Origin of the sequence: Coprobacter tertius (assembly GCF_024330105.1) — a bacterium.
In the GTDB taxonomy this organism is placed as follows: domain Bacteria; phylum Bacteroidota; class Bacteroidia; order Bacteroidales; family Coprobacteraceae; genus Coprobacter; species Coprobacter tertius.
In genome coordinates this window covers 26,172-38,294 of sequence record NZ_JANDHW010000002.1, presented here as the reverse complement: position 1 = coordinate 38,294, position 12,123 = coordinate 26,172, and the positions used below count along the sequence as shown (strand labels likewise).

The following is a 12,123-nucleotide window of genomic DNA, read 5'->3' as shown; positions in this document are numbered from 1 at the left end:
TTCTCCAAAACGGCGAATAGCCTTTTATTATAATTAAAAATAAACCATAAAAACACTTAGCTATGAACATCGATCTCGTTATTGCGTCGCTGGAAGCTAAACATCCCGGCGAAGATGAATACTTGCAAGCGGTGAAAGAAGTACTTACTTCTATCGAAGAAGTCTACAATGAACATCCCGAATTTGAAAAAGCAAAAATCATAGAACGATTGGTCGAGCCCGACCGGATATTTACCTTTAAAGTACCCTGGGTAGATGATAAAGGAGACGTACAGGTAAACCTGGGATACCGGGTACAGTTCAATAATGCTATCGGACCGTACAAAGGCGGCATCCGGTTTCATGCTTCGGTAAACCTCTCGATCCTTAAATTCCTCGGATTTGAACAAACCTTTAAAAACGCCTTAACCACCTTGCCTATGGGGGGTGGAAAAGGCGGATCCGATTTCAGTCCGCGAGGAAAATCCGATGGTGAGATCATGCGTTTTTGCCAGGCATTTATACTCGAATTATGGAGACACATCGGGCCAGATACCGACGTCCCGGCGGGAGATATAGGTGTAGGCGGCCGTGAAGTAGGTTATATGTACGGTATGTATAAAAAGTTGAAACGGGAAAATACAGGTACTTTTACTGGAAAAGGTCTCGAGTTTGGCGGATCGCTCATAAGGCCTGAAGCTACGGGGTTCGGCGGACTTTATTTCGTAAAACAAATGCTGAATACCAAAGGTATAGATATTAAAGATAAAGTGATCGCCGTGAGCGGTTTCGGTAATGTTGCTTGGGGGGCCGTCACTAAAGCGACCGAACTCGGAGCGAAAGTCGTAACGCTTTCGGGACCCGACGGATACATTTACGATCCCGACGGTATATCGGGTGAAAAAATCGATTATATGCTCGAATTAAGAGCTTCCGGTAATGATATCGTACAACCGTACGCCGAAAAATTCGGAGCCCGGTTCTTCCCGGGAAAACGCCCATGGGAACAAAAAGTAGATATCGCCCTTCCGTGTGCTACTCAGAATGAACTCGACGCAGAAGACGCCCGTAAACTGATCGCCAACGGGGTAATCTGCGTGGGTGAAGTATCCAATATGGGTTGCCGCCCCGAAGCGATCGACTTGTTCATCGAAAATAAGATCATGTACGGCCCCGGAAAAGCCGTAAACGCAGGCGGAGTCGCCACCTCGGGATTAGAAATGACCCAGAACGCCATGCATATCACCTGGCCGGCTGAAGAAGTCGACGCAAGGTTGCATCAGATTATGAGTGATATTCATGCGCAATGCGTTAAATACGGTACCGAAAAAGATGGGTATATCAACTACATGAAAGGTGCAAATATCGCCGGATTTATGAAAGTTGCCAAAGCGATGATGGCACAGGGGATTATTTAAATACTATCACCATAAAAAAGGACAGGGGTGGCTTATTTAAAATAAGCCACCCCTGTCCTTTTTTACTCTGTCACTCATTTTCATTGTAGAATTTTACACTTTTATTCCGAGCCCTCCTGTCATTCGGAATTACCGTCTGCCATCCTGAGCGATAGCCCCTACTAACCTGAACAGTATTCTCTGTCATTCTCGAGCGTCAGGGAGAATCACTTTGGAATACCCATTACTTGCACTTTTAAATCCTCTGCAAACCGATCATATTCTTCTCCGGAAATCTTCCTTCCGCCTGACAAAACCACCAGTGAATGACCAGAACAACCTATTCTGTACGGAGGGTGAATATGCGGAAATTCATTTTCGTAAAATCCGCATCGTCGATAAAATTTCAACCGGGCAGCAGAAACTTCATCCACTACCGGATCGATCTCCAACAACACCGTTTTCGGATTACCGACAACAAAATCATTCAGGATACGGCTACCGTATCCTTTACCCCTAAGTACCGTATCTACTGCAAAATGTTCGATATAAATATAGGTATCGAATGTCCAATAAGCGATGAATCCGATAAACTGCCCGTTATCCGTATAGGCTGTCAATCGATATTGGGAACATGAAAATGCATACTCTTGCTGCTCTCCGGTTCTTTGCTCGAAAACCGGGAAAGCCGTGGCATATAATTCACTCCATACGGGATAAAGAAAATGTTTTTCATGATTGATCATGACCTTTTCCATCGAATTCAAAATTTTAAATATTTATTTTTTTAACATCTTATACAAGCAATAATCCTTGTTCACGTAGCGCATTCCACAAAGGTGACGACAAAAATGCGTTAAAATCTCCCAAGTGATTCGAAACAAAATCAGCCTCCATGTCGGAAAGAAAAAGATTATCCCGGCTTTTGCTCATTTTACGTAAATATTTTTCTATCCAGATTCCCCAGTCAGCACGAATCCGAAAACTCATATCATCGTTTTTAAAACGAAAAACGACATAGACAGAATTCTGTCTTCCTTCTTTATTCTTCCGGCTTGTCTGCGTTACGCACGGCAAAACAATATCCGGCCAAAACAGCCTGAGATGACCGGCCTTTTCAATCGTATCCTTCTCCCCGATATTCAACAAACGTTCGATGTAATTAGGAGGAATGGAAGTACGGGGAACCGAACAGTCGAACCATTTTTGCAAAGGAATATCGAAACCCGCACCACGCATATAATTATACAAAGATCGGCGTAATCCTTCTCCGAAAAGACTATGATCTGCACCTTTCTTATCTTCAAACTCCATATCGTTTCGGGCAAAACCGCCAAAAGGAGGTTCGGTAATACGCACCGAATACTTCTCCGGAGCTTTTCCGACAGGACTATGCGCTGTAAGTGCAAAACGATGCCAAAAAGCCGATTGTACCAGCCCGTTCAAAAAAAGTTGTCTGACAATCTCGAGAGAATCAATGGTTTCCTGTGTCGTTTGAGACGGGAAACCATACATCAAGTAAGCATGCACCATGATTCCGGCTTGCATAAAATTATCGGTCACACGGGCTACCTGAGCAACAGATACCCCTTTATTTATCAATTTCAAAAGCCGGTCGGAAGCTGTCTCTTGTCCTCCTGAAACAGCAATACAACCCGCACGCTTCATTAATCGGCAAAGGTCTTTTGTAAAACTCTTTTCAAAACGTATATTCGTCCACCAAACGACGGTCATCTTTCTGCGAATCAACTCTAAAGACAACTCTTTCAGTAAAACGGGAGGAGCCGCCTCATCGACAAAATGAAAACCTCGCTCACCCGTTTTTCGCAACAAAACTTCCATGCGATCGACAATCTCGGAAGCACTCAAAGGTTCATAACGGCCGATATAATCGAGAGAACCGTCACAGAACGCACATTTTCCCCAGTAACACCCGTGCGCAAGCGTCAGTTTGTTCCAACGCCCGTTACTCCACAAGGCATGCATCGGATTTATCATCTCGATTACCGAAAGATATTTATCTAATGGTAAACCTTCGTAGTCGGGCACTCCTCGTTCACACATAGGAATATCCGGTTCCCGGGAATCACGGTATACGACATTTCCATTTTCCTGCAAAAAAGTACGCACCAGATTCTCTTCATTACCACTTAATAAGCGTAATAAGGGCAATTCTCCGTCGTCGAGTGTTATGTAATGGAAAAAATCGAAAACCCGGGGATCGGAAAGTTGTCTCAATTCGGTAGTCGGGAAACCGCCTCCCATTTCGATGCGAATATGCGGATAATTTTTCCTCACATGAGCAGCACAGCGGAAAGCGCTGTACAGATTACCGGGAAATGGAACCGAAAATCCTAACCATAAAGGACGGTAACAGGCTATTTTTTCATCGAGAATTTCCAGCATCAATCGATCGATATAAGTCGGCGTTTTGCGCAATTCACCGAATAGTTCGTCAAAAGAAGAAGCCGAACGACCGAGATGCTCGGCATACCGACTGAATCCGAAAGAAGGATCTACAGCAGTTATCAAAGAAGAAATATCTTCGAGATACTGTGTTACGAGATGTCGGGCTTTATCTTGAATACCCATTGTCCCAAACGCCCATTCCAGATCATCGGGATCATCGTAACGCCGTATACCCGGTAAAAAATCGCCGTCACAAATCAGATAAGCCAGCGACCGGTCTCTACCTTGTAAATAAGAGATAGCCATATCTATCGTAGAAATATACGACTCGCGCATATCCGATACCCGGGCAGCAATACCGCCAACTTTAGTAACAGACGACTTGTCGATATAAGAAAAAAAGTCACGCAATCCGTCTGAAGAAAAAAGGCGCAATATTACTTCCAATCCCAGATCGGTTTGTGCCGATCGTATATCGATCGTATTCAGAAATCCTTTCAGGTACGCTGTAGCCGGATAAGGAGTATTCAGTTGCGTAAAAGGAGGAGTAACAAGCAGGATGCTGACATTTTCCATATCGATTCATTTTCGTACAAAGGTATTGTTTTACCCTCATATCCGCAAACGGGAACACTTCACGAACTATTCACATTCTCCGGTTGTTTTACAGCAAACAATAAACCTTGTTATGATGATAAATAAAGCTTTCGGATGGGCTGCAATCGGCATTCTGCTTTTCTCGGCCTGTTCCCGCGAAAATAATAACGACGTGATCTATCAGGGAAAAACTTTTACCGTATATAACAACCGGGTGATTCAGGGAAAATACAAAGCCGTAGCCATATCGCCCGACGAGATCATCTCAGACTATCAGAGTCCGGCAAATCAAGCTTCTCCCGAAATAGAGTTTAAATTCAGTATTAACAGCCGGGACAACGAATTCCCGGCCGGTATTAACCACAAGCTGGTTCTCGACCCGGAAAACGGGGAATCCCTCTCTCCAATATTCGTATTTGGTGAAAAAGATACGATTACAGACACATCTCTACCACAACGTCCTTCTTTACCCGAAAATACAAGATGGACTGTCAGGGTAGATATGAACCCCATGTTGCGATCTTTTGCAGAAAAAGGCTCTTATACCACCCCTACCGGAGATATTATTTATAAAAACGATTTTAAGGGAGTATATATTGCCGGCAGTAGCGAGCCGCTTACCTGGGATTTCGAAAACTTATACGGGAAACCGGAAATGACGTTATCGGATACAAACGGTGACGGAATATATGAAACGACTCTGATTCTGAACCCGGTCGAGAACAATCCTGAAAAATTCAATAACTGGAAACGCCGAAACGATTTATCGGCATTTCCGGGATATCACTCGGACCAGTTACTGATAGACGCCCTTTACAATATGTCGATCGATGAACTTATCGACGACATACGTCCTGACGGAACGTTACGAGCCGGTGCCGCCTGGGATGGCGTGTGGACAAGAGATATCAGCTATTCTATCTACCTCGCGTTGGCTTATATCCACCCCGATGCCGCAATAAAAAGCCTGCGCGCAAAAGTAAAAGACAATCGGATTATACAAGATACAGGTACGGGTGGTGCATGGCCCGTATCGACCGATCGCATGGTGTGGAGTATCGCTGCCTGGGAAATTTACAAAATTACCGGTAACAAAGAATGGTTGTTGTATGCTTTCGAAATCATTCGCAATTCGGCCCAGGAAGATCAATATACCATAAAAGATCCGGCAACGGGGCTAATGAGGGGAGAACAGTCATACCTCGACTGGAGGGAACAATCGTATCCCCGATGGATGCAACCGGTAGATATATACCAGTCCCTTTGTTTAGGAACGAATGTAGTACATTACCGCACGTATGCCATTCTGGGAGAAATGGCATCTATTCTCGGACTCGATGCCAAACCATATGAAAAACAAGCCGAAATACTAAAAAAAGTGATCAACCAAAATCTCTGGATGGAAGATAAAGGATATTACGGACAATACCTATACGGTGGCATATACCCTCTTCTATCTCCCGGAGCCGATAATCTCGGCGAGTCTCTGAGTGTGTTATTCGGCGTAGCCGACCAACATCAGGCAGCCCGAATCGTTGCCGGCATACCGGTCACAGAATACGGAGCGACCAGCATTTCGCCTCAAATACCCGATATAAAACCGTATCATAATAATGCCGTATGGCCCTTTGTTCAATCTTATTGGAATCTGGCTTCGGCTAAAGCCGGAAACAAGACTTCAGTTATTACAGGACTGGGAGCTTTATATCGTGCAGCTGCTCTATTTACGACTAATAAGGAATTGTTTGTCGCTTCTACCGGTGATTTCAAAGGATCGGCCGTTAATTCGGATAAAATGCTTTGGAGTCTTTCGGGAAACATTGCTATGATTTACCGGTTATATTTCGGAATGCAATTCGAACCCGATGGCATTCATTTCACTCCTTTCGTTCCGTCATCGATGCCTGGTAAAAAGACCATCGACAATTTCAAATATCGAAATACGACACTGAGCATGAGTATCATCGGAACGGGAAATCATATCGAAAAATTTAGTATCGACGGGCATTCGTCGCGCAAACATGTTTTCCCCGCCACCCTTACGGGAAAACATCATATCGATATCGCCTTGTCCGATAATGATAAAAAAGACCGGTCTATCAATATGCAACCGGTAGAATTTATGCCAGCAACAACTCTTCTGAGACTTTCTACCGATAAAGATTCCGTAATTATCGATAATTTTTCCAACGAAAACCGATATACACTCTGGATCGACGGGAAAAAACAAGGTGATATACAAAACCCGATATACCCGTTACCCGATATTTCACAATTTACACGTATCGCTATAACGGCTACCAATATACGAAACCTAACGGGATTTACCGGTATGCCTATCACCATTTTGCCTGAAAACCAAGAAATTATTCTCGAAGCGGAACAATACGCACCCATCGAAAAATCGAATTATCAGGGATATTCGGGAAAAGGATTTATCGAAATAACAAAAACAAAAAATGTGAGAATCGATATCCCCATTCATATCCCCCAACCGGGATGCTGGTATATAGATGTAAGGTATAGTAATGGTAGCGGTCCTATCAATACGCAAAACGCCTGTGCCATTCGCTCGCTTTATGTAAACGGACAGCTGGCCGGGCCATTGGTAATGCCTCAGCGAGGAAAAGACGAATGGTCGAACTGGGGTTACTCCAATCCGGTAACCGTAGCCTTCGGTCCCGATCAAAATCGAATATCGATACGGTTTAATCCCTCTCAAAATGAAAATATGAATGGAGAAATAAATCGTGCATTTATCGACGCAATACGTTTACGAAAAGCCAAAGACAGTTCGTTTATCCGACTGTTCCCGCCGGCTGTTTTCCCTAAAAACGACTAAATTTCAGAAAATTAAACGATATGAAAAGAATCCTCCTATTTTTAATAATCGCTTTCGTTACGACTCCGGGATTTACTGCCCTGAAAATAAACCGTATCGATCCTGCATTCTGGTGGACAGGTATGCAGGAAAAAGAGTTACAAATCATGGTTTACGGCCCAGGTATCGGGGATGCCAGTGTTACATTAGACTATCCGGGTGTAAGACTCGACAGTATTGTAAAGGCTGAAAGCCCCAATTATCTGTTTCTTTACCTGAATGTATCGGATGTTGCACAACCGGGAACTTTTGATTTGAAATTCAATAAAGGAAAAGAAAAATATACCTATCGCTATACATTGCATAAGAGAGAAAAACATCCTGAGGAACGAGCCGGATTCGATGCCTCAGACGTACTGTATCTTATCATGCCCGACCGTTTTGCCGATGGAGATCCGAAAACGAATGTCATAAAAAGTATGCGTTTCCCTTCTCCGGTTAACCGTAATGATCCCAATGCCAGGCACGGAGGCGATCTTCAGGGAATAGAAAAACATCTCGATTACTTACAAGACCTCGGCGTTACCGCTATCTGGCTGAATCCGGTCCTCGAAAACGATATGCCGGGCGGATCATACCATGGTTATGCAACCACCGATTACTACAAAGTAGATCCGAGGTTCGGGACAAACGAATATTACAAAGGCCTCATACAAAAATGTCATGACAGGGGTATGAAAGTGGTCATGGATATGATTTTCAATCACTGCGGCAGCGAACATATCTGGTTTCTCGATCGCCCTTGGCATAATTGGTTTAATTTTCCGGATGGTTATGTACAAACCTCATACCGCCTCACCCCTCATTTCGATCCGTATGTATCTCAATACGATAAGGATATTACCGACAAGGGATGGTTTGTAGAAACAATGCCCGACCTCAACCAGCATAATCCGCACCTGATGAAATACCTCACTCAAAACAGTATATGGTGGATAGAATATGCCGGTATAGACGGCATACGCATGGATACCCATCCGTATGTTTTTTTCGATAGTATGTCGAAATGGTGTAAGGATGTAATGCATGAATATCCGCATTTCAATATCGTAGGTGAATGCTGGTATAATACCGAAGCAGGAGCCGCCTATTGGCAAAAAAATTCGATTCTCGATACAAAAAGAAATTCGAACCTGAAAAGTGTTATGGATTTTCCTTTACAGGGAATCGTACGAGATGCGTTCACCGCACAAACCGATGCCTGGACTGGACTCAATCTCGTGTACGACAAATTAGCGATGGATTTTATGTACCCTGATCCGATGTCGGTACTTACCTTCCTCGACAACCACGATACCGACCGTTTTCTACTATCGATGCCCAAAAACCTGGGATTCTTTAAACAAGCCATCGCATTTTTGCTTACAACCCGGGGCGTACCACAAATTTACTACGGAACGGAAATACTCATGCACGGAAGTAAAAAAGAAAGCGACGGATTGATACGTCTCGATTTCCCCGGAGGATTCCCCGGAGACAAAGTAAATGATTTTATAGCGGCAGACCGTACCCCCATGCAAAACGAAGCGTTTAATTTTATAAGAGCTTTACTAAAATGGAGAAAAGGAAACGAAGTCTTAGCGAAAGGAAAATTACTGCATTTTATGCCCACTAACGGATTGTATGTATACCAACGGAGTTACGGAAATAAACATGTATTGGTAATTATGAACGGTAACGACCGTGAAATTACCGTTACCATGAACCGCTACGGGGAAATACTGAAAAATGTCACCCGTCTGCACGATATTCTTTCGGGAGACATGATCGCCTTTGCTCCCGAAATGACCTTCGGCCCCCGGGCTCTTTACATTTTCGAATATTAGAAATTACAAAAAATAAGGCATCCTGTGATGGGATGCCTTATTTTTTTGTAATGCCGTCAGTTTTTATTAATTTTTATTTTAAAAACAACCTCGTTGATGCATCTTATTCTTTTAGACAATTGCCATGAAAATATATCTTCAACTTTGACCTTAATTTCTGGCAAATTTTCACCATCAGTAGTCCATATACCAACTAATTTCAAGAAGTACTCAGCGTTTATCAACTATATTTATCATATCTATTTCTTCTTCAACAAACTACCATCAAAGATAATTTTACCTCCATCTACCCACCTGTCATCTTCATCCCACTCTCCTCCACAATGTGTTTGCATACTGCCAACAACGACAGTACTTTGTTCAAGGTCTATTATATCACACAGATAATTTTCATGCAATATTTTTTCAACTCCGTCTTCTACATAACCTTTTATAATATTATCCAGCACAACAAATCTTTTACTGGGAGAGATACGCAAATCCAATTCACCTCCATTTTCATAAGAAAAACCAGCTATTTTAACCGTATCGTTCTCTTTCAGACGTATGATATACGGATTATACCATAACTTAAAATCATTATCATATTTTCGGTATAAAATGGCAAAATGTTCCGACACATTAACAACAGTATCTTTCGACTCAATTTTCGATTGTCGAGGTTGTATATCTGAAGAAACTTTATTATCGCCAAAACAATAAATCGACATACCTAATACAATTGCCGCTAATAACATATTTACTTTCATAACTATTTTTTAAAAGAATTATTATCACTCATTTTTTGATATCTATTAGCCATATCCGTCCCTTTTCTGGTAATACCATAGTCATCTAAAGTACTTTTTCTTTCTTCTTCCATTCTGATGGATTATTCGACACTCCTGGATTTTAAAAAAACAATCTAAAATCTTACCGAAATCGGTTGCTACAAATGCGGGTCTGTTAATATGATGATCCAAAACCGTAGCTTTTCCCAATTTTGATTTCATATAATCTTTTAATGAGTAGCTGTATCCTGATGGTACAACCTTTAAAACTCGATTGTTAAGTCTTGCAATAAAATCATGTATTTGTTTTGATTGGAATACTTCATTTTTAGCGACATTAATTAAAGGTTCAATTGGAATCGCTTTAATCTTCTTTCCGCATGTTAACCCAGAACAATTTTCTCTAATTTCATTTTTCAGGTCTTGCCCTGTTTTATTACTGTAATATACACGCCATTTATCATTTTCCTTCTCTACGGACCAGCCGCAGTTTGTAAATAGCTGTTCAAATAAATCAGGATATTCATCCTTGAATTCAGCCATTTGTGTTGGAAATTCACCATACCCATCCGGGTTGATGGTTTTCTGCATTGCACCCACTGTGACAATCTCAGAGTCATACGACTGAATTGCATCCAGATTGCCTTCATTTTCCGATACTCCCATAATAATGGATTGCTCTTCCAAGGTAATTTTATTGGAATCTAATAATATATTCCAACAGCTATAATCGTTAAGCGTGATACTTCCTCCGTATTTAGGGACATAATTACTGTTGTATTTTACGCATGTAATAGAATCTCTATACTCTATGCCGCATGATTTCCCTATTGCAGTCGGATCTATTTCAACTTTTAAATTGGCAGCGGTCTTTTCTGTCGACTGATTCATATAGGGCATCACGAGAATGTTTTTTCCTTTCCATGATTCAGGCACTGTAAACTTTATGTCTTCGACTTTCATTATGCTTATTCAATGATATAACTGAGTTTAGGCTCTGCTCCAAGCCACACTAACAATAGCCCCAAAAGAAGCCACATCAGATAGGTCATCATTAAACTCCGTAAAAATGGCATCATATTTAGTTATTGTTACTTAAACTATTACCTTGAGTAACATGTGAAACACTTAAGGTACTTTTATTAGATTAATAGTTTTGTCACCCGTTTCTCTTGTGAATTGAGAATCTTGCCAAACTCTCTGCTTTGTTATTGTATTATAAAAACCTAACCATGTATATCTGGCTGTATTATTACTCAAGAATTGAATATGTCCCACTGGGTGCGTCGTTGAAAGATGCGACCAATCCAATCTTTGTCCTCCGATCCCCAACTCTTCTGCCGGAGCGACAAGTAAAATTTGATATGAGTTATTGGGTGCAGATGTATCCGGAACCAATTTTGTATTAATCATAATTTGATCACTCTCCACAACGACATACGCTGAAGAGTCTTTGCGTATTGCAATATATGGGAACGGCTGTTCCTCGCTTATCACCCAAGTCCCAAGGTAGGTGTTAATTGAACTATCTTGTACGCAACTTACTAAAGAATTATCTCTATTGTAAGAGATGTTATCAATAAGGTACTTGCCACCCTCTTTGCATATAACTTTCACTATTATACAATCTTTGTTATCAGGCAACATAACCGTATATAAATTATCTAAAGAATCTATTTTAGCTATGTCAATTTCCGTCAACCACCTTTGGCTGAAATCTTGAGCGTCAACGAATGGATCGAAATCAACGACACTACTCCTTAACTTCATCAACAAACTCGGCGTTAAGTATTTTTCTTTGAGATTTAATAATGACGCATCATCAACCTCATCGCACAGATTTAATGAGATATATTCAGCGTAAAACTCTTTTAACATATCGACTGCTGGGTCTAAATTCCCATCATTAACAGTTTTAGCATTACCCGCAATACAACTCAATAATAGAAATGACACTGTTATAAATAGTAAATTCCTCATAATTAATTTGTTTTTTATTGTTTCCATCTGAAAAACGTATGTTTGGGTTTAATAGTTCTATAGCTTTGTCCTCCCCAAAAATCTCTATGTTCAAAGTCTGATATCCAGTGTTCACCATCGTACATCGCAATATGTCCATGAGGATGGTTATCTATATTTTGAATAACAACAATATCTCTTTTTTGTGGTGTATATTCTTCTGTTGCTACAGTTGAGAATCCTATAGTTGGTAGAAACTTATCATAATCTTTAGCAGAGTTTGGTCTTTTTTCGGTTGACAATCC

Annotated in this window: 9 protein-coding genes; 3 read left to right on the top strand and 6 right to left on the bottom strand. The window is 41.4% G+C overall.

Annotation, left to right across the window (positions count from 1 at the left end):
- Positions 1-62: 62 nt before the first annotated feature.
- Positions 63-1,397, top strand: a complete 1,335-nt coding sequence (gene gdhA, locus NMU02_RS02100) for an NADP-specific glutamate dehydrogenase (protein WP_255025498.1) — start codon at positions 63-65, stop codon at positions 1,395-1,397.
- A 206-nt stretch (positions 1,398-1,603) separates the two neighbouring features.
- Here the strand turns inward: gdhA and NMU02_RS02095 are convergent, their stop codons facing one another.
- Entirely contained in the window at positions 1,604-2,134 is a 531-nt protein-coding gene (locus NMU02_RS02095; RefSeq protein WP_255025497.1) for a GNAT family N-acetyltransferase, read from the bottom strand.
- A 37-nt stretch (positions 2,135-2,171) separates the two neighbouring features.
- Positions 2,172-4,361, bottom strand: coding sequence for a B12-binding domain-containing radical SAM protein (locus tag NMU02_RS02090; RefSeq protein ID WP_255025496.1), 2,190 nt, complete (start codon positions 4,359-4,361; stop codon positions 2,172-2,174).
- A gap of 112 nt (positions 4,362-4,473) precedes the next feature.
- On the opposite strand from NMU02_RS02090, the gene NMU02_RS02085 reads away from it, so the two are divergent.
- Positions 4,474-7,224 carry an alpha-L-rhamnosidase-related protein gene (locus NMU02_RS02085; protein WP_255025495.1) on the top strand — a complete coding sequence of 917 codons (2,751 nt, stop codon included), beginning with the start codon at positions 4,474-4,476 and terminating at the stop codon, positions 7,222-7,224.
- A gap of 20 nt (positions 7,225-7,244) precedes the next feature.
- Positions 7,245-9,089, top strand: coding sequence for a glycoside hydrolase family 13 protein (locus NMU02_RS02080; protein ID WP_255025493.1), 1,845 nt, complete (start codon positions 7,245-7,247; stop codon positions 9,087-9,089).
- 239 nt (positions 9,090-9,328) lie between these two features.
- On the opposite strand, the gene NMU02_RS02075 is transcribed toward NMU02_RS02080, so the two are convergent.
- From NMU02_RS02075 to NMU02_RS02060, 4 genes are all read right to left on the bottom strand, one after another.
- On the bottom strand, positions 9,329-9,838 hold the full coding sequence (locus tag NMU02_RS02075) for a hypothetical protein (protein ID WP_255025491.1): 510 nt from the start codon (positions 9,836-9,838) through the stop codon (positions 9,329-9,331).
- A gap of 81 nt (positions 9,839-9,919) precedes the next feature.
- On the bottom strand, positions 9,920-10,822 hold the full coding sequence (locus NMU02_RS02070) for a hypothetical protein (protein ID WP_255025490.1): 903 nt from the start codon (positions 10,820-10,822) through the stop codon (positions 9,920-9,922).
- 165 nt (positions 10,823-10,987) lie between these two features.
- Positions 10,988-11,866 carry a DUF3828 domain-containing protein gene (locus NMU02_RS02065; protein ID WP_255025489.1) on the bottom strand — a complete coding sequence of 293 codons (879 nt, stop codon included), beginning with the start codon at positions 11,864-11,866 and terminating at the stop codon, positions 10,988-10,990.
- Complete coding sequence (locus NMU02_RS02060; protein ID WP_255025488.1) at positions 11,854-12,120, bottom strand: hypothetical protein; 267 nt, start codon at positions 12,118-12,120, stop codon at positions 11,854-11,856. Before NMU02_RS02060 ends, NMU02_RS02065 begins: the two co-directional genes overlap by 13 nt.
- Between the last annotated feature and the right edge of the window lie 3 nt (positions 12,121-12,123).